This is a genomic window from Lyticum sinuosum, from assembly GCF_034471385.1.
In the GTDB taxonomy this organism is placed as follows: Bacteria; Pseudomonadota; Alphaproteobacteria; order Rickettsiales; family Midichloriaceae; genus Lyticum; species Lyticum sinuosum.
On record NZ_JARGYU010000001.1, the window covers coordinates 235,936 to 255,723 of the forward strand.

The following is a 19,788-nucleotide window of genomic DNA, read 5'->3' on the forward strand; positions in this document are numbered from 1 at the left end:
TATTAAACAATATCTTTTTTAATTACTGCAACGAGTGCTGGTTTTAATATTCTATCATTTAGAATATATCCTGCTTGTATTACATCTGCTATTGATCCTTGTTCACCAGTACCATTAATATGAGCAACAGCTTGATGGTATTTAGGATCAAATTGTTCTCCTAATGGACTAACTCTTTTTATACCATGTTTTGTAATGGATTCCTCAAAAATTTTTATATTCATTTCAAATCCTTCTATAATAGATTTATTTTCTTCTGAAATCTTTATATGAGATTTTGCTCTATGTAAATTTTCTAATATCTCTACAATATCACGCGCAAATTTTGTTATTCCATAACTTTCAGCATTAGAAATTTCTCTTTCATATCTTCTTCTAAGATTTTCATTTTCAGCTTTTTCTCTTAAAATTACTTCTTTTAATTGTTTATTGTCATTTTCTAATTTTGCTATTTGTTGTTGATAATAATCATTATTATCATCTTTTTTATGATTTTCTATTTCATTATCATTAATTTTGATATTATTATTTATATTATTATCATCTGTATTATTATTATCATTTTTAATTTCTTTTTCATATGAATTATTATTTCCACTGGAAGGATTTTTTTGTCCATAAATATTTTTATGTTTTCTTTTTTGTAAAATATCTTGAATAGTTTTGTTCGACATAATTTTATAAATTATAAAATTTAATAATTTTTAATAATAACTAAAATTTAATAATAATTAAAAGAATTTTTAAGGTATATTTAAAATGAATATTAATATATAAAATAATATATAAAAACACACATTTAATATATTTTTATTAATAATTAATTGTTTTGATCTTTAATGCATGAATTTTATTTGATAGATCACCTAATCTGTTATAAACCAATCTATGCTGATCTACAAGAGATAATCCTTTAAAATCAACACTTTTAATTGATATACTATAGTGATTATTATCACCAGCGATATCTTCTACATCAATATCGGAATTAGGAAATTTATCTTGTAGTATTTTTATCAATTCTTCAGTTGTAATAACGCTCATATATTTATAATTTTATATATTTAAAAAATACTATTAAAAATATATTAATTAATAGATTTTATATTCTTTACACTTAAAAATTTATATTATTATATTTTTATATTATATCATACTATATTTTTTTTTAATTTATTTATTTATTTTAGTAAAGTATTGAGTAGTAAAATATTAAAGTAATCTTAATTTTATATAAGATTACTATTTTTAATTTTTTTAATTATTATTTATAATTTTATATTACTTTACTTCTTTACTTCTTTACTTATTTGCATCTGCATTTTCAAATTCACCATCAACAACTTTTTCATCAGTATTAGAAGTATTATTATTTGAATTATCAGTATTATCATTTTTTTGTGAAGCATACATTGCTTCTCCAATTTTCATTGTAGCTTTTTGTAATTGATCTGTCTTATTTTTTATATCTTCAAGATCTTCCCCTTCAATACTTTTTTTAAGTTGTTCAATAGAATATTTAATTGATTCTTTATCTTCTGAGCTAATTTTATCTCCATATTCATTTAGATTTTTCTCTGCTGAATAAATATTGCTATCTGCTGTATTTTTAGCTTCAATTAAAGCACGACGAGCATCATCTGCTGCTGCATTTTCTTCAGCATCTTTAACCATTTTCTTTATTTCTTCTTCACTTAAACCTCCTGAAGATTGAATTGTTATTCTTTGCTCGCGACCGCTAGCTTTATCTTTTGCTGAAACATGAAGTATACCATTTGCATCTATGTCAAATGTAACTTCAATTTGAGGCAATCCACGAGGTGCTGGTGGAATACCTTCAAGACTAAATTGTCCTAAAAATTTATTTGCAGCTGCCATTTTACGTTCACCTTGATAAACTTTTATAGTAACTGAAGGTTGATTATCTTCTGCTGTTGAGAATACTTGACTTTTTTTAGTTGGAATTGTTGTATTTCTTTCAATTAAAGCAGTGAAAACACCACCTAATGTTTCTATTCCTATAGATAGAGGTGTAACATCAAGCAGAACAACATCTCCTACATCTCCACTTAAAATACCGCCTTGAATTGCTGCACCTATAGCTACAACTTCATCAGGATTTACACCACGATGTGGTTCCTTACCAAAAAATTTCTTTACTTCTTCAGTAACACGAGGCATACGACTCATACCACCAACCATTACTACTTCATCTATCTGACTAGCATTAATACCGGCATCTTTAAGTGCTGCTTTGCAAGGTTCTATTGTTCTTTGTATAAATTCTTCACATAAGCTTTCTAATTTAGCACGTGTTATTTTAACATTAAGATGTTTTGGTCCTGTTGCATCAGCTGTTATATATGGAAGATTAATTTCTGTTTCCATTGTGCTTGAAAGTTCAATTTTAGCTTTTTCTGAAGCTTCTTTTAATCTTTGAAGCGCCATTGGATCTTTAGTTAAATCAACACTATTTTGTTTTTTAAATTCATCACATAAGTATTGTTGAATTTTAAGATCAAAATCTTCACCTCCGAGGAAAGTATCCCCATTTGTTGATTTTACCTCAAAAACGCCATCACCTATTTCTAATATAGAAATATCAAATGTTCCTCCACCTAAATCATAAACAGCAATAGTTTTATTTCCTGATTTATCTAATCCATAAGCCAAAGCAGCAGCTGTTGGTTCATTTATAATACGAAGAACATCAAGTCCTGCTATTCTCCCTGCATCTTTGGTTGCTTGTCTTTGTGAATCATTAAAATAAGCTGGTACTGTAATTACAGCTTTTGTAATTTTTTCACCAAGAAAATTTTCTGCAGTTTCTTTCATCTTTTGGAGGACCATTGCACTAATTTGACTTGGGGCATAATCTTTTCCTCTTGATTCAACCCATGCATCGCCATTTTTTGCTGAAACTATTTTATATGGAACATGTTCTTTAATAGATTTTATAGCATTATCATTATAATTTCGTCCTATTAATCTTTTTATAGCAAACAGAGTATTTTGATGGTTAACAACAGCTTGTCTTTTAGCTGGATCACCAACTAAAATTTCTCCGCTTTCAGTCATCGCAACTATAGAGGGAGTAGTTCTTCTTCCTTCTGAATTTTCTATTACTTTTGGTGCGCTATTTTTACTTTCCATTATAGCAACACAAGAATTTGTAGTTCCTAAGTCTATTCCTATTATTTTACTCATAAATTTATATTAAAAAATTGATTATTATTTATTATATATATTTTTATTGTATTAACCACACTGTATAAGTATGTATACAAGTATTAGTCTAATATTGGTACACAATATATATATTATTAAAAGTTGTGAAAACAAGTAGTGAAATTAAATTTTTTTAATATTTAATTAAATATAATTATACAACTAAAAATTGAAATTAGAATATATTTTATTTTAACTATATTGGAATATATAAGAATATATAAGCATAAAATATTTAATTTTTTGAATCATTATAATAATAAAAATCATAAAATTATTTTTAAATGACACGTTTAGTAAAAGCTGAAATATCGAAAAAAAACTTATATCATAATATTAATATTATTAAGGAAATTGTTTTTCCATCTAAAATTATTGCTATGCTGAAATGCAATGCTTATGGTCATTCTTTAGCATTAATTGGGAATTTAATCGATGATATGGTTGATATTATTGCTGTTTCATCGATAGATGAAGCTATTCTTCTCAAGAAAAATGGTATTAAATCTGAAATTATGTTAATTCAGGGAATTTTCGATAAGGATGAAATTATCATTGCTTATGAATATGGTTTCCATATTGTTTTTAACAACAATCAACAAATAAAATGGTTACAGGAAACTAAATTTAAATACTTCAATTATCTAAGTAAAATTGATATTAATAATACAATAAATGATATCAAAAATGATATCAAAAACAGTAAAACTAACATTAATAATTATACTGATAATGCTATAAAAGCATGGATTAAAATAAATACTGGAATGGGAAGAATAGGGTTTGAATTAGAAGAAGCAGAAGTTATATATAATTATTTATTATCTAATCTTAATATTATTAAACCTATAAGAATAATTTCACATTTTGCTTGTGCTGATGATATATATAATGAATTAAATCAAAAACAAATAATTTTATTTGAAAATTTTATAAAAAATAAAAATACAGAATATAGTATGGCTAATTCTGCTGGTATTTTTAATTTTCCTACAAGTTATTATAATTTTGTTAGACCAGGAATAGCACTATATGGTGTTAGTCCTATTGAAGGAGTCAGAAGTAATAATTTAAATTTATTGCCAGTAATGAAGCTAAAATCAAGGATAATGTCAATTCAAGAAAGAGAAAAAGGATCTTCAGTCGGTTATATGGCTAGATATATTTTAAATAAACAATCTAGGATTGCAACTATATCATGTGGTTATGGAGATGGTTATCCTATTACTACTACTGATGGTGCTCCTATAATAATTAGAGGAAAGATATGTAAAATAGTAGGTAGAATTTCTATGGATATGATTACTGTTGATATAGAAAATTGCCCAGAAGCATCTGTAGGAGATGATGTTATTTTATGGGGTGATGATAATATATTAGTTGAAGATATATGCTCTTATACAAATGATATTGTATGGAATATTTTAACATCAATTCAAACACATAGAGTAAGTCATTCTATTGTAGAATAATTATATAAAATCTTAAATAAATAAGTTTTTTTATTTATATTAATAATTATTTAATTTAATATTAAAATATAATATATTTTTTATATAAAAGAATAAAATTATTAATTTTAATTAACCAAAAGTTATTGATTAACCAAAAGTTATTAATTAACTAAACAAATTTAATAATATTAAAATATAATATTTTTTATATAAAAGAATAAAATTATTAATTTTAATTAACTAAAAATTATTAATTAAAATATTAAATCCAGTGGCCAGCGTGATCTAGGGGCAAAATCATAATTTTTGTATAATTCAATTATATTATTAATATTCTTTTCATGATAATTAATATCACTATAAATCATTTCTATTCCTGCCCAAGCTATCATAGCTCCATTATCTGTACATAATGATAATGGTGGAATATGTAATTCGAGATTGTATTTGTAAGCTAAATTTTGTATCTCATCTCTAATATATTTATTTGCAGCAACTCCTCCAGATACTACTAAGCTTTGAATAGGTATTTTTTTAGTTAAGAATATAGCATTTTTTAGTCTTCCAACTATAATTTTAGCAACTGTTGATTGAAATGATGCACAAATATCAGATATAAATTTTTTATTTATATTATTAGTATTTTTTATAATTATACGATTTACAGCTGTTTTTAATCCAGAGAACGAAAAATTACAATGATCTGTATTAGCAAATGGTTCTGGTAAATTATAAGATTTAGTATCTCCAGTGAGTGCAGCTTTTTCTACTGATGGTCCTCCAGGATAATTTAGACCTAACATCTTTGCCACTTTATCAAATGCTTCTCCAGCGGCATCATCAAGAGTTTGTCCTAAGATATGATATTTTAATGCGGAATAAACGACAGCAATTATACAATGTCCTCCTGAAACTAACAGTAGAAGATATGGAAAACTTATATTTTTAATTAATCTAGGTGTTAAAGCATGACCCACAAGGTGATTTACTGGAATACATGGTATAGATAATCCGGATGCTATACCTTTAGCTACCATAATACCAGTGATGAGACCACCAACGAGTCCAGGTCCTGTTGTAACTGCAATAGCATCTATATTATTCCAACTATTTAATCCACTTTTAATTAAAGTATTATTTATAATCTCTGGAAGTTTAGCCATATGATCTCTTGCTGCAATTTCAGGTACAACTCCTCCATATTCTTGATGATTTTGACTATGAACAATATGACTTAGTATTTTTCTATTACTTTGAACAATTGCTGCTGCTGTTTCATCACAGCTTGTTTCTATACCTAGTATAGTTATTATAGGTGAGTGTGAAGTTATACGAATATAGTTATTAGATTATTGGCATTCATAAACTTTTATAATATAAATGCATTTAATTTTAATTAATTATTTATTTTTTTTAAAATAAATTAGATAATGAATAATAATCAAATTTTAAATAACAAAAAATTTAATTTCTCTGATTTATATAATTACGAGGGATTGTTATCAATACATAAAGATTTTTTACAATTTATTAAAGATATTAATCCTGAATTATATCTTTTATATATTAAAATTCAATCTCAAATTAAAGAAAAATCTGAATTTAATAATGAACAAATTTTTCAAATTAAAGAAGAAAATTTTTCATTAAATCAAGAAAATATTAGTACTAGTGGTATTGGTGGTATTAATACATTTGAATCAGAAACATTTTTATTTGATGAATCAGATTTATTAATAAAATTAGCTCCTTTATTAGAGTTATATATATCTGATCTTTTTGGTATAAATAATGATATTAGTGCACTTTTTATGAGAGATCTAGATTTATCTACAATTCAAAAGTGTAGAAAAACATTTATTCAAAAAAGAGTTCCATATCTTAATAAATTAAATTTACCAGATTATCAAATATCAGAAGAAAAATTATCTGAATTGGGTATAAAATGGAATGATTTTAGTGAAAATATTATAGAGAATTATAAAAATAATTCTGATTATATATTAAAATATACATCAAAAAATGAGAAGCTAAAATTAAAAAATAACGTAGAATTTGAATTGAAATTTTCACAAAAAGCCTTATCTCTTACTGATAATTCCTCTGAATTACCTTATTTTTTGAGTTATGCTTTCTGGGCAATAAATGATATAAATGGTCAAAAAAGACATAAAAATAGCCAATTATTTTATTTAATAAAATCTCGTGATTATCAAAAATTAATTCCTGAATTAATATCAGAAAGCTGGAATTTTGATAAAGAAACTAACATAAATGAAAAAAGAACTAAAAATCAAGAAAACAATGAAGAAACTAACATAAATGAAAAAAGAACTAAAAATCAAGAAAACAATGAAGAAACTAACATAAATGATTTAAATTCAGTTAGAACAATAACTTTATCAGAAAATATACTTCATAATAGATATGGATTTTTTCATAATGATTATGAAATGACTGATGAAAAATCAAGTATGAATGCGCATCATTGTTTATTTTGTCATAATAGAGAAAAAGATTCATGTTCAAAGGGTATGACGGTACCTATAAAACATAATAATAAAAATAATGATAATATATCAAAAAATATAAATAATAATCATTATTCAGTAAATAATAATATAAATTCTACTAAATCATACATGAAAAATCCGTTAGGTATTGATTTATTTGGATGTCCTCTAGATGAAAAAATATCAGAAATGAATTTTTTGAAAACTAAAGGTAACATTATTGGTGCCTTAGCCATTGCAATGGTTGATAATCCATTACTTGCAGCAACAGGTCATAGAATATGTAATGATTGTACTAATTCTTGCATTTACCAGACAAAAGATCCTGTAGATATTCCTCTTATTGAAACGAGTATTTTCGATGATACTTTGAATTTGCCATGGGGTTTTGAGATATATAGTTTACTTACAAGATGGAATCCTCTTAATATAAAATATCCATTACCATTACCAAGTTACGACTCCGACTCTGCACCAACGATTTTAGTTGTAGGGGCTGGTCCTGCAGGTTTTACAATAGCATATTATTTATTAAGATTTGGAATAAAAGTTGTACTAATTGATGGATGCAAAATAGAGCCTTTACCATCAAAATGGATAGATCCAGATAAATATAATAATAATAATTATAATCAGTATAATAATAATTATATAAATAAAAATACTGATATTAATACAAATAATATCGATATTGATAAAAATAATAATATATTTCATCAAATAATTAATATAAATGAAATATTTGGAAATTTAAACGACCGTCAGCCTGAAGGTTTTGGTGGTGTTATGGAATATGGTATAACAGCCAGATGGAATAAAAATTATTTACGAGTAATTAGAATTATTCTTGAAAGAGATAAAAATTTTCGTCTATATGGAAGTATTTTTTTTGGAAAAACAATAACTTATAAAAAAATTGTTGAATTAGGATTTGATCATTTAGTTTTAGCATTAGGAGCAGGAACACCACGATTACCAACATATCAAGGTAAAGTATTAGATAATATTTTAGCTAACGGAGTACGTACGGCTTCAGATTTTTTGATGAGTCTTCAAACTATGAATCATACTCATAAAAATAGTACTGCTAGTCTTCAAATAGAATTACCAATTTTAGTTATTGGCGGTGGATTAACAGCAGTAGATGCAGCAGCAGAAAGTTTAAATTATTATGCTTTTCAAGTTGAAAAATTTGCAGAAAGGAATGATATAATTAATCAAAAAAAAAATATAAATATAAAAAATAATAACAAATATTCTAGAAATACAGAAGATAACAGTAAATATTCTAGAAATACAGAAGATAATAGTAAATATTCTAGAAATACAGAAAATAACAGTAAATATTCTAGAAATACAGAAGATAACAGTGAAGATTCTAGAAATACAGAAGATAACAGTGAAGATTCTAGAAATACAGAAAATAACAGTGAAGATTCTAGAAATACAGGAGATAACAGTGAAGATTCTAGAAATACAGAAAATAACAGTGAAGATTCTAGAAATACAGAAAATAACAGTGAAGATTCTAGAAATACAGAAGATAACAGTGAAGATTCTAGAAATACAGAAGAATTACAATTATCTTCAATATTTCTTGATCATGCTAATAAACTTAAACAAAATCCAGAAAAACAAAGAAAATTATTAAAAGAATTTGGTGGATGTTCTATTTTATATAGAAAAAGAATGATAGATTCTCCTGCGTATAGGTATAATCATAAAGAGCTTTTTGAAGCAATCAAAGAAGGAGTAGAATTTATTGAAAACGTTGAAGTAGTTAAAATATCTGTCAATAAGTATGGAAAATGCTGTGGTTTAGAATGTATTGATATAAATCAAATAAGATTTTCAATTTTAGGCAAGACTATATTAATAGCTGTTGGTATTGAAAACTTTCAATTAGATAGAATAATATCAAAAGATAATACAAAAATATCTGATGATAAAATAGATTTAGAAAATATTAACAATAATAATATTAATATAAAAAACTTTTCAAAAAATAAAATATTTGAATTATCTGAAATATCTCCTGTAAAAACAAGTATTATTGGAGATATGCATCCATTATACACTGGAAGTGTTGTTAAAGCGATGAATAGTGCTAAAAAAGCTGCTTTAGAAATATATTTTTCACACAAACATAAATTTTCATATACAAATTTATTGAAATCTAATAATTTAACTAATTTTCAAAATATATTTTCTTTTTTTGATAAAAATTTATTAAGTTTTGTAAAAAGTATAAAAATTATCAAGAATGATAAAATTATTAACAATAATGATTTTAATAGTGATTTAAATGGTATTATAGAATTAAAAGTTTATTCTCCTATTGCAGCAGAAAATTTTCATCCTGGTCAATTTTTTCGTTTACAATCATATTCTAATGATCATTTTAATCCATTATTTATGGAACCATTAGCTCTTACAGGAGTTGCTATAGAAAATGGAGTAATAACATTTCATATATTACAAATTGGTGCAACATCAAGTATTTGTCGGTATATTGTACCAGGACAGTCTGTAGCTCTTATGGGTCCTAGTGGGACTCCAACTCAGATTGTTAAGAATCAAACAGTGATGTTAGTAGGTGGTGGAGTAGGTAATGCAGTTCTTTTATCTATAGCTTCAAGCATGAAATCTAATGGATGTAAAATTATATATTTCTCTGGTTATAGGAAATTATATGATAAACCAAAAATATATGATATTGATGCAGATATTGTAGTTTGGAGTTGTGAAGAAGGAATTATTCCTATTAACAATAAAAATGATATTTCATTTCAAGGAAATATTATTCAATCTATTGAATTATATCATAAATATTGTCAAAAATTAGATACAAAATCTAGATCTATTAGATTACCAATATACTTAACTGATATTGATAGAATATTTGTTGCAGGATCTGCATCTATGATGGGTGCTGTTGCTGAATCCAGGAAAAATGGATATTTATCTACAGTATTAAAGAAAAATCATGAAGCATATGCATCTGTAAATTCACCAATGCAATGTATGATGGGTGGAATATGTGGACAATGCTTACAAGCAGATTATAATCCAGATTCAAACGAAGTAAAATATATTTTTAGTTGTATAAATCAAGATCAGAAATTAGATAGAATTGATTTTAAATTACTTAAAAATCGCTTAAGTCAGAATTCTCTTATAGAAAAACAAAATTTAATTTGGATAAATTTATTATGAATACATATTTATTAATTATTTTAAATTTATATTATTTATATTACATATTTATATTTTTTATCCATTTTACAATAGTTTGATTAATAATTACTATAAAATCAATACGTATTGACCATAAATTTATATTAATATACTTATCATCAGCAATTACTTCATTAATAAAATTAGTTACAAAATTAGGTATATTAATGCTATTTTTAATTATTCTAAGGATCGTTATAAAGATTTTTTCCGTTATATAATTTATCAATAAATTCTTTTAATTCAGAAATAAAAATTTCTGCACATTGATAAATTTTTTTTAATTGACTATACCTAATTATATTATGAATTATATTATTATATTTATCTGATTCTATAAAATTAGAAAATTTATTTGTGATTTCATGTGGATTTTTACTTAAATTTAGACTTTTACGACCTTTTACTTCAACAATAAGAAACTCTTTTTTGATATTATTAAAAAGTATTAAATCTATTTCTCCGATACCAAATTTTTTATATCTTCTACATAATACTTTATATCCTTTATTTTCTAAAAATTCCGCAGCAATATTTTCAGCAATTAAACCATATTTAAAATTAATAGATTTTTTACTTTTATTTTTTATCATATTTTCGATTATCAATAATCTTATATATACTTTCTTATATATACTTATATACTAATAAAAATCCCTAAAATTTTATACAACTACAATAGATAGAATATAGGAAGTATTGCTATAATTATAACTGTTTTTATTTATCTTTCTTATTTATTAATTATTATATAAAATAAAATTAAATATTAATTTGGATTGTATATTATATATAAATTTTAGATAATATATAAAAAATATAATAATATTAGTAAAATAGTTTTTGATTATAACTCAAAATTCATAATTCTATTAAAAACTATTTTTTACTAGATCTATTAAACAATTTATATAATTAGGTTCTATACTCAATGTTTTAGCCCTAATATAATAAGGAATTTGATTATCTTCTGCTATTTGAGCATAATCAATATCTAATTCAACTAATGTCTCGGAATGCTCAGATACAAATGAAATAGGAACAATAATAATTCCTTGTTTTTCTTTGCTTGCTTGTACAATTTCATCTTCTGTGTTAGGACCAAGCCATTTCACAAAACTAGCTCCTACTTTGCTCTGATAGCATAATTTATAATTTAAATTTTTATTATATCCTCCCTCTCTACATTTTTTATGTAATTCTTTCATAATTAATTCTATACACATCTTCATTTGATTTTCATAAGGGTCACCACTATCTATCATTTTTTGTGGTAATCCATGTGCTGAAAATAATATAAGTGGTAGTGATTTTGATTTACATAGTTTATCAGAATTTACAACTTCAATCAGTATAGAATAAAGAATTTTTACATGAGATTTGATGAAAAGATGGTGCCAAAAATGACATTCAATCGTTTTTACCGATATTTTTTTATGAAAATTCTTATTAATTAAGCTAATTAATTCTTTTATAGAAGAACCAGAAGTTGAATTTGAAAATTGTGGGTAAAGAGGTAATATAATTATTTCATCAGGATTATATTCCAATAAATTGTAGATAACATCTTTTGCAGACGGTTTTGTATAACGCATTGCAATAAATACTTTATAGTGATTTTTATAGTCTTCTTTTTTGTTATTTTCTTTTTGCTTATTTATTCTGTTTAAAAAGACATTTTTATCTTTATCTATTTGAGGATCTTGTTTTTGTAAAAATGGTGATAATTTCTTTTTTTTTTCTTGATTTATATTATAAATTTTAAAATAATCATTATATATCTCTGAATATAGTTTTTTTTCTAATTTTATTTTTTTATTATTTTCATCCAATTTATTATTATTTTTATTATTTTCATCTAATTTATCATTTAATTCATCATCATGAGTTTCAAAAGTTTTTTCATTATCAACTCTATTTAGCATTACTTCTAGAGATATGGCTTGTGCACTTGTTTCTTCTAATATTGGTGATTTACCATTAATTTTTTGATAAATCAATTTTGCTTTTTTTGTTCGTAGTTTTGATATTATTTTTGCTATTATCCATCGTAATGGATTTCTTAAATTAAGAATCGCTGGATCATAAAAAAGGTTAAATAAGAATTTATTAACTTCTTTCAATGATGATGGTCCTCCAAGATTGCACAAAATTACAGCAATTTTCTTATTTATAGACATGATTTTATAGATATTTTTATATTTTATAAGATATCACGGAGTTGATATAAATTAATTTTTATTACTTTATATTATTTATAGATTCTGCCATAAAAAGTAATGAATATAAGTTTTTCCATAATTATCACAACGAACTTGTAATAATTTGTTATTATTAATATTAACACTTGAATTATTAGTCTCACAAATAAAAACAGAATTATCACTAAAAACAGAGTTTTTTATTAAATTTTCAACTGATATGTTTATAATAGACTCAAATTCATCATATGGTGGATCAATAAATATAATATTATATTTACAATAAAAATTAGAGATTTTTGTGATATTTCCCAATATCACATTATAATCTTTATTTTTTAACATACCTAATTTTTCTGCATTATATTGAACTAAGCCAATTGATATTCTGCTTTTATCTATAAAACAAACCATTTCTGCTCCTCTAGATGCTGCCTCTAATCCGCATGATCCAGGACCAGAACAAATATCTAAAAATTTTGAAGAAACAATAGGTGGAAATTTCATATCATGCTCAAGTACATTGAATATAGCAGAACGTATTTTACTAGTTGTAGGTCTAAATATTTGCTTATTTGTATTATATTTATTTGTATTATATTTAGTTTTTATAATCTTATTTTTCCATCTACCACCGATTATTCTAGTTAAACTCATTAATTATATAATATTATTTTATTAAATTGGTAAAAGTACAAATTAACTGATATAAGTTATTTATTATTTAGATATTTAATATTAATTAAAATAGAAATTTTTTATCTAAATTAATTATTTTATTCGTCATTAAAATTTATTATTTTTTCTAATATTTTTTGATTAAGATCTCTTGCTTTTGATATATAATAATTTCTAAGTTTTTCTGAATTATTGCTAATATGATAGTGAGTATTTTTAATTTTTATGCCATATTTCATTATATCTAACTTTTTTTCAGGATTATTTGTTAAAATATTTACTTCATCCCATTTTAAATAATTTAATATTTGAGCTGCAATATAAAAATCTCTACTATCATCAGGTAATCCAAGAATTCTGTTTGAATCAACAGTATTCAAATTATATTTCTGTTGCATATGATATGCCCTAATTTTGTTTGTTAATCCTATGCCACGGCCTTCCTGATTGAGATATATGACTGCTCCACCTGATGATTCATTTGATATAAGATCAATAGCACTATGTAACTGTGAGTAGCAATCACAATGCAGACTACACATTAAATCACCTGTAAAACAAGCAGAATGAACTCTAATTGTTTTAATATTACTGTTTTCTTTTGAATTATTTTCTAAATTTAATGATGATTTTGAGGGTGGAATAATTATAGCATAATGTTCTTTATTAAAATGTCTAAATACTAAAAAATCAATATTAATAGTTTCAAGATTACTTTTATGTAATTCTATTGGTGTCGCAGCAATTAATTCAATTGGTAAGTTATTAGTGAAAAATGTCAAATTTTTCTCTTTATCCTCTATAAAATCTTGATTTATTAGATTATCTTTGTGATTTTTTATATCATTTTCTTTGGTATAATTAGTATTATAAATATTATCAATAATAATATGTGTTTTTCCGATAGAACCTATAGATAAAGTTTTTTCATTTGATAATATATTAATATTACTACTATATATATCTTTTTTAGGATTATCTATAAAATTATTTAGATATTTTACTATAAATATTGGAATTATCTCTGAAATATTACTTATCTCATGTAAAAATTTAGTAAAATTTGAAAAATCATTTATATTTATATTATTAAGACATAAAGATTTTTCATAAGAATTATTATTAACAATTTGATTAAAAAATTCAAAATTATAAAAAATCTCAGATTTTTCCTGATTTTCCTGATTATTACAATATATATTATTTTTCTCTGATATATTTAGATTTTTATATTTAAAAAAAGAAAAAATATGATTTAATATAATTTTTATAGAATTTAGTACTAATTCATAATCAATTTCAGGAGATATTGGAATAAAAGTAACATCTTTAAAATAATTTGTTTTTAGAATATTTTTTATTTTATCTTCTATATCATCTTCTGTTTTATTGTATTCTAAAATTAAATTAACAATAACAAGTGGTATACATAAAAAATAACAGTCAAATTCTTTTTCATTAGCAATTTTATTACTATTTTCTTTAGGTATATTTATTTTTTTATTCTCTTTTAAAAAATTCTTGATATTTAAATGAATATCAACATTAGTCTTATTAGATATTGAATCTATAGCCAAAATCTCAAAAAAATTATTTTTTATTGAGATATATATTGGAATTCCTAATAGTAGATCACTAACAGCTCTTGCTATAGTCATATTGATATCATAGTTAGTGTTGTATATTTTCATATTATTTAAATTTAATATTAATATATTTTATAATTAATAATTTTAATAATTTAATTATAGTTTTTTTTATAATTTACAATATTTACTTTATTATATATCTACTATATATCTCAGATCTCAATCAAATAATCATATAAACAATGATATATATAATTATATATTCTACTAAATATCTATAAATATTTAATTATATTAAAATAAAATTATAGATTGGATTCATATCAAATTTACAACAAATTATTGTTTTTTGGTTATTAGGTTATTATTTTATTTAATGTATTAATTCTGCCTCTGCATAAGAACTACTTGTTTCATAAATCTTTACTTTATAGCAAAAAACTTTTCTTTCTAAATTTTCTGAAATAATTTTATTACCTGTTTTAGGTAATTCTTTTTTATATATTAGTTCTTTATTATCACATAAAAAATCTTCAAATATTATCAAATTTGGAATTATATCGTGGAGCATATGATATGCCATTGCTTCCGCAGTAGGTGGACAAGACATATAATATATATTTTGTCCTGTTATCGATGATATATTTTTACCTAAGTCATAATCATTTATTCCAAGAATTGTATTATGATCCCAATTTTTCATAATCCAACCACCAACCTTTGATTTAATATCACCAAAATCTATAACCATTCCCATTTGATTGAGTTTATCACTAAAAAATGTGATTTCAGCTTTATATTGATGACCATGTAGATTACGACATTTTCCATTATGATTATATATTCTATGAGCAGCAGAAAATTCAAATATTTTAGTGCAATATGGCATATTTATTTATAATATAAAGATTTGAAATTTTTAATGTTAAAAATTATTTTTTATAGTAATTAAAGTCAATACAAAACATTATATATAAATAAATCATAAAAATAGTTATACATATTAATATAAATGATATAGTGAGGATATTAGTTATTTTTTAATAAATAAAAGTTTTTGATACAATAAATATATTAGATAAAGAATATATTATTTTCATTTCTTATTATATAAATCTTATTATATAAATTTTTATATCATATTATAAAATTATGTTTTCGAATGATTATTCAGTTGTAGTAATTGGTGCTGGACATGCTGGTTGTGAAGCAGCGGCAGCAGCAGCTAGATTAGGAGTATCAGTTTGCCTAATTACTTTTAGTTTAGATAATATTGGAGAATTATCATGTAATCCATCTATTGGAGGTGTAGGAAAAGGAATTATAGTTAAAGAAATCGATAGTTTAGATGGTATAATGCCAAAAGCGACTGATCTATCTATGATACATTATAGAACTTTAAATAGTAGTAGAGGTCCTGCAGTATGGGGACCACGCGCACAAGTTGATAGAAAATTATATAAGAGTGCAATGCAAAATATTATTCTTAATTATTCTAATCTAACTGTAAAGTTTGCTGAAGTTAATGATATTATATTTAATGATAATAATAAAGTAATAGGAGTAAAATGTTCATATGATGCTAATTTAGATTTATATTCAGAAAAATACGAAATTATATATTGTAATTCAGTAATTTTAACAACTGGAACATTTCTATCTGGTATTATGCATACAGGACATATATCGCAAAGTGGTGGAAGATATAATGAAAAATCTAGTAATAATTTAGCATATAAACTTCGGCAATTGGGAATATCTGTATCTCGCCTTAAAACTGGAACACCTCCAAGATTATATCGTGATTCAATTAATTATAACTTATTAGAAGAACAAAAAGGAGATGATTTTATAATTCCATTTTCTAGTTTGACAAATAAAATTAAAACTCCACAAATTAGCTGTTATATAACTACAACTAATGAAAAAACACATCAAATTATTAGAGAAAATTTATCTACATCACCAATGTATTCTGGCATAATATCATCTTCTGGGCCAAGATATTGTCCATCAATTGAAGATAAAATAGTACGCTTTCCACATCGTAACAGACATCAAATATTTTTAGAACAGGAAGGATTAGATAGTGATATAGTATACCCTAATGGTATATCAACATCTCTTTCCAAAGAAGTCCAATTAGCATTACTTAAAAGTATTTCTGGATTAGAAAATATCGAAGTTATGCGATTTGGATATGCTATTGAATATGATTATGTTAATCCACAACAATTAAAACCAACATTAGAGCTTAAAAATTTTCCTGGACTTTTTCTAGCAGGACAAATAAATGGAACTACTGGATATGAAGAAGCCGCAGGACAAGGTATAATTGCTGGGATAAATGCTGCTTTAAGGTTAAAAAATAAAGAATATATTATAAGTAGGTCCGAAGGATATATTGGTGTTATGATAAATGATTTAATAAGACATGGTGTATCTGAACCATATAGAATGATGACATCAAGGGCAGAATTTCGTTTATCTTTAAGACCTGAAAATTCTGATGAAAGATTAATAAATAATGTTTTGGAAATTGGTCTTATTAGTGAAGAAAGAAGTAAAATTGCTATATTAGCACAGCAAAAAACAGAGGAATTGATATCAATATTAGAAAAAATTTTAGTTCATCCTCATAAAGTAATAAATGGATATAAGACACTTAAATCAGATGGTAAATTAAAAAATTTATTTGAAATATTATCTATCCCAGGTATTAATCATAATGATATTTGGAATATTGCAGCGCTTAATATTACTTATACTGATAATAATAATCCAGATGATAATAATAATCCAGATTTTAATAAAAAATATGAAGAAATAACATTATATTCAGATATAATTGCAGATAATAATATAAATTATGATAAAAATCATGTTTTTAATCAAAAAAATGATAAACAATTAATAGAAAAATTTTATCAAAGATATCCTGAAGATATACGTCATAAAGTTTATAGCAAAGCTTTATATGCTGTCTATAATCGCAGACAAGCAAATGATATTGCAATGTTAAAACAAAATGAAAACCAAATTATTCCAGATGAATTTGATCCATCAGTTATATCTGGATTGTCAAATGAAGTTATTTATAAAATAAATAAGTATAAACCAAGAAGTATTGCAGATTTATTATTAATTGAAGGAATTACACCAACAGCTGTTATTGCTATAAGTCTTCATATATCTAAGATTATAAATAAGTAATTTATTAAAAAAATCACATGTATAATCCAAAATATATTCAAAATCCAGAAGATATTTTATTAAAAATAGTTGGATTCGAGAAATTTTCCCTTATAGAAAGATATATTCATTTAATTGAAGAATGGAATAAAAAAATTAATTTAGTTTCAAGAAAAAACAAAAAATCTGATATTCAATGGTTAATTATTGATTCTTTAGGAATTACACAACATCTTGAGCAAAACAATATAATATATGATATAGGTACAGGAGCAGGGCTTCCAGGAATCCCATTAGCAATTCTAACTGAAATAAAATCAATATACTTAGTTGATGTAACGCAAAAAAAAATTGATTTTTTAAATTATACTATTAAAGACCTTAAATTACCTATTAATGTTCTAAGAAAAGATTGTAGAGAATTATATATTAAAAACAGTTCTAATGTAGTTTTTATTGCTAAAGCTGTTGCTAATTGTAAAAAATTATTATCAATATGTTATTTATCAATAAAAAATGTTCCGTCATTAAAAATTATTTTATTAAAAGGACCTTCATATAAAAATGAAATTATTGAAGCTAGAAAATATTTCAAGTTTAAATTAGAAGTATTTTCAAATATACATAAATATGAATCTATAATTTTAGTTATTACTGATATAAGTAAGTTATAATTATAAGTTATAATTATTATTTAATATACAACGATAACAATATTTTCATATTATTATATATAAAATTCATCAATAAATTTAGAAAATTTATTATTTATATACATATATACTATACATATATACATTTAAATACATTTAAATATTTTTTATTCAAAATGACATTAATAATAGCTGTAGCAAACCAAAAAGGAGGAGTAGGGAAAACAACAACAACTGTCAATTTAGCAACTTCATTATGCGCTTTAAATAAAAAAGTTTTAATTATAGATATGGATCCGCAAGGAAATGCAAGCACATGTTTGGGTATTAGTCAGGATAAAAGATTAAATTCTATATATAATGTTCTTATTGGTAAAATAGATATAAATGAATCAATATTAAAAACAAATATACCAAATATGTTTGTATCTCCTTCTAATTTACAGTTAGCATCAGCTCAAGGAGAATTATTATCTTTTAAGCATAAAGAATATATTTTAAAAGATAGAATTATGAATATGATGTATAAATATAATAATTTAATTAATATTCATAATAATAAACAAGATATTAATCAAAATTATATTAAATATGATTATATTTTTATTGATTGTCTTCCTGCGATAAATATTTTAACAGTAAATGCTATGGTTGCTGCGAACTATATTCTTATACCATTACAGTGTGAATTTTTAGCTTTAGAAGGATTAGCTTACTTTATCAATACTATAAAGAAAATTCAATCAACTTTAAATCGTAAACTGGAAATTTGTGGCATAGTTATAACAATGCATGATAAAAGAAATCAATTTTCTAATGATATAATTGATGAGATAAGAAAAGAATTAGGAGATCTAGTGTATGATACAATAATACCTCGTAATATTAAATTATCTGAAGCCTCATCTCATGGAAAACCAGGAGTAATTTATGATATGTATTGTGCTGGATCCCTTATGTATATGATGTTAGCAAAAGAATTTTTATCAAAAATTAAAGTTAATGATTTTAAATAAAAGTTAATTTTTTAATTATAAATTAAT

The 19,788-nt window shown here is 23.6% G+C and carries 14 protein-coding genes; 5 read left to right on the top strand and 9 right to left on the bottom strand.

Annotated features, from left to right (window positions below; genetic code table 11):
- Positions 1-2 precede the first annotated feature (2 nt).
- From Lyticum_RS00945 to dnaK, 3 genes are all read right to left on the bottom strand, one after another.
- Positions 3-674 carry a nucleotide exchange factor GrpE gene (locus Lyticum_RS00945; RefSeq protein ID WP_322498464.1) on the bottom strand — a complete coding sequence of 224 codons (672 nt, stop codon included), beginning with the start codon at positions 672-674 and terminating at the stop codon, positions 3-5.
- Positions 675-813: 139 nt separating this feature from the next.
- Complete coding sequence (locus Lyticum_RS00950) at positions 814-1,044, bottom strand: BolA/IbaG family iron-sulfur metabolism protein (protein WP_322498465.1); 231 nt, start codon at positions 1,042-1,044, stop codon at positions 814-816.
- A gap of 258 nt (positions 1,045-1,302) precedes the next feature.
- Complete coding sequence (gene dnaK, locus Lyticum_RS00955; protein WP_322498466.1) at positions 1,303-3,207, bottom strand: molecular chaperone DnaK; 1,905 nt, start codon at positions 3,205-3,207, stop codon at positions 1,303-1,305.
- A 305-nt stretch (positions 3,208-3,512) separates the two neighbouring features.
- Between dnaK and alr the strand changes: the two genes are divergently transcribed.
- Positions 3,513-4,700: an alanine racemase gene (gene alr / locus Lyticum_RS00960; RefSeq protein WP_322498467.1), complete on the top strand. Its 1,188-nt coding sequence runs from the start codon at positions 3,513-3,515 to the stop codon at positions 4,698-4,700.
- A gap of 236 nt (positions 4,701-4,936) precedes the next feature.
- Here alr and tsaD read toward each other — a convergent pair whose 3' ends face one another.
- Positions 4,937-5,995, bottom strand: a complete 1,059-nt coding sequence (gene tsaD / locus Lyticum_RS00965) for a tRNA (adenosine(37)-N6)-threonylcarbamoyltransferase complex transferase subunit TsaD (RefSeq protein ID WP_407659025.1) — start codon at positions 5,993-5,995, stop codon at positions 4,937-4,939.
- A 117-nt stretch (positions 5,996-6,112) separates the two neighbouring features.
- Here tsaD and Lyticum_RS00970 point away from each other — a divergent pair, with 117 nt between their 5' ends.
- Complete coding sequence (locus Lyticum_RS00970; protein WP_322498468.1) at positions 6,113-10,411, top strand: FAD-dependent oxidoreductase; 4,299 nt, start codon at positions 6,113-6,115, stop codon at positions 10,409-10,411.
- 206 nt (positions 10,412-10,617) lie between these two features.
- Here the strand turns inward: Lyticum_RS00970 and Lyticum_RS00975 are convergent, their stop codons facing one another.
- From Lyticum_RS00975 to Lyticum_RS00995, 5 genes are all read right to left on the bottom strand, one after another.
- Positions 10,618-11,025 carry a YraN family protein gene (locus tag Lyticum_RS00975; RefSeq protein WP_322498469.1) on the bottom strand — a complete coding sequence of 136 codons (408 nt, stop codon included), beginning with the start codon at positions 11,023-11,025 and terminating at the stop codon, positions 10,618-10,620.
- Between the two features lie 279 nt (positions 11,026-11,304).
- A complete protein-coding gene (gene hemH, locus Lyticum_RS00980; protein ID WP_322498470.1) occupies positions 11,305-12,612 on the bottom strand; it encodes a ferrochelatase in 1,308 nt (435 codons plus the stop codon).
- A gap of 75 nt (positions 12,613-12,687) precedes the next feature.
- Complete coding sequence (locus Lyticum_RS00985; RefSeq protein ID WP_322498471.1) at positions 12,688-13,290, bottom strand: RsmD family RNA methyltransferase; 603 nt, start codon at positions 13,288-13,290, stop codon at positions 12,688-12,690.
- Between the two features lie 119 nt (positions 13,291-13,409).
- Positions 13,410-15,002, bottom strand: coding sequence for a GTP cyclohydrolase II RibA (ribA, locus tag Lyticum_RS00990; RefSeq protein ID WP_322498472.1), 1,593 nt, complete (start codon positions 15,000-15,002; stop codon positions 13,410-13,412).
- Between the two features lie 271 nt (positions 15,003-15,273).
- The gene (locus tag Lyticum_RS00995) at positions 15,274-15,789 is read right to left on the bottom strand and encodes a 6-pyruvoyl trahydropterin synthase family protein (RefSeq protein ID WP_322498473.1); all 516 of its coding nucleotides are present in this window, start codon (positions 15,787-15,789) and stop codon (positions 15,274-15,276) included.
- A gap of 263 nt (positions 15,790-16,052) precedes the next feature.
- Here Lyticum_RS00995 and mnmG point away from each other — a divergent pair, with 263 nt between their 5' ends.
- From mnmG to Lyticum_RS01010, 3 genes are all read left to right on the top strand, one after another.
- A complete protein-coding gene (gene mnmG, locus Lyticum_RS01000) occupies positions 16,053-18,113 on the top strand; it encodes a tRNA uridine-5-carboxymethylaminomethyl(34) synthesis enzyme MnmG (RefSeq protein ID WP_322498474.1) in 2,061 nt (686 codons plus the stop codon).
- A gap of 17 nt (positions 18,114-18,130) precedes the next feature.
- On the top strand, positions 18,131-18,766 hold the full coding sequence (rsmG, locus tag Lyticum_RS01005; RefSeq protein WP_322498475.1) for a 16S rRNA (guanine(527)-N(7))-methyltransferase RsmG: 636 nt from the start codon (positions 18,131-18,133) through the stop codon (positions 18,764-18,766).
- Positions 18,767-18,921: 155 nt separating this feature from the next.
- Entirely contained in the window at positions 18,922-19,761 is an 840-nt protein-coding gene (locus Lyticum_RS01010) for a ParA family protein (protein ID WP_322498476.1), read from the top strand.
- Positions 19,762-19,788: the final 27 nt, after the last annotated feature.

Excerpts from the sequence above, each read along its gene's own strand:
- ribA (WP_322498472.1), bottom strand. The coding sequence starts at position 15,002 with ATGAAAATATACAACACTAACTATGATATCAATATGACTATAGCAAGA.
- alr (WP_322498467.1), top strand. The coding sequence starts at position 3,513 with ATGACACGTTTAGTAAAAGCTGAAATATCGAAAAAAAACTTATATCAT.
- Lyticum_RS00985 (WP_322498471.1), bottom strand. The coding sequence starts at position 13,290 with ATGAGTTTAACTAGAATAATCGGTGGTAGATGGAAAAATAAGATTATA.
- Lyticum_RS01010 (WP_322498476.1), top strand. The coding sequence starts at position 18,922 with ATGACATTAATAATAGCTGTAGCAAACCAAAAAGGAGGAGTAGGGAAA.
- Lyticum_RS00975 (WP_322498469.1), bottom strand. The coding sequence starts at position 11,025 with ATGATAAAAAATAAAAGTAAAAAATCTATTAATTTTAAATATGGTTTA.
- hemH (WP_322498470.1), bottom strand. The coding sequence starts at position 12,612 with ATGTCTATAAATAAGAAAATTGCTGTAATTTTGTGCAATCTTGGAGGA.
- Lyticum_RS00995 (WP_322498473.1), bottom strand. The coding sequence starts at position 15,789 with ATGCCATATTGCACTAAAATATTTGAATTTTCTGCTGCTCATAGAATA.
- rsmG (WP_322498475.1), top strand. The coding sequence starts at position 18,131 with ATGTATAATCCAAAATATATTCAAAATCCAGAAGATATTTTATTAAAA.
- mnmG (WP_322498474.1), top strand. The coding sequence starts at position 16,053 with ATGTTTTCGAATGATTATTCAGTTGTAGTAATTGGTGCTGGACATGCT.
- Lyticum_RS00950 (WP_322498465.1), bottom strand. The coding sequence starts at position 1,044 with ATGAGCGTTATTACAACTGAAGAATTGATAAAAATACTACAAGATAAA.
- Lyticum_RS00970 (WP_322498468.1), top strand. The coding sequence starts at position 6,113 with ATGAATAATAATCAAATTTTAAATAACAAAAAATTTAATTTCTCTGAT.
- dnaK (WP_322498466.1), bottom strand. The coding sequence starts at position 3,207 with ATGAGTAAAATAATAGGAATAGACTTAGGAACTACAAATTCTTGTGTT.
- Lyticum_RS00945 (WP_322498464.1), bottom strand. The coding sequence starts at position 674 with ATGTCGAACAAAACTATTCAAGATATTTTACAAAAAAGAAAACATAAA.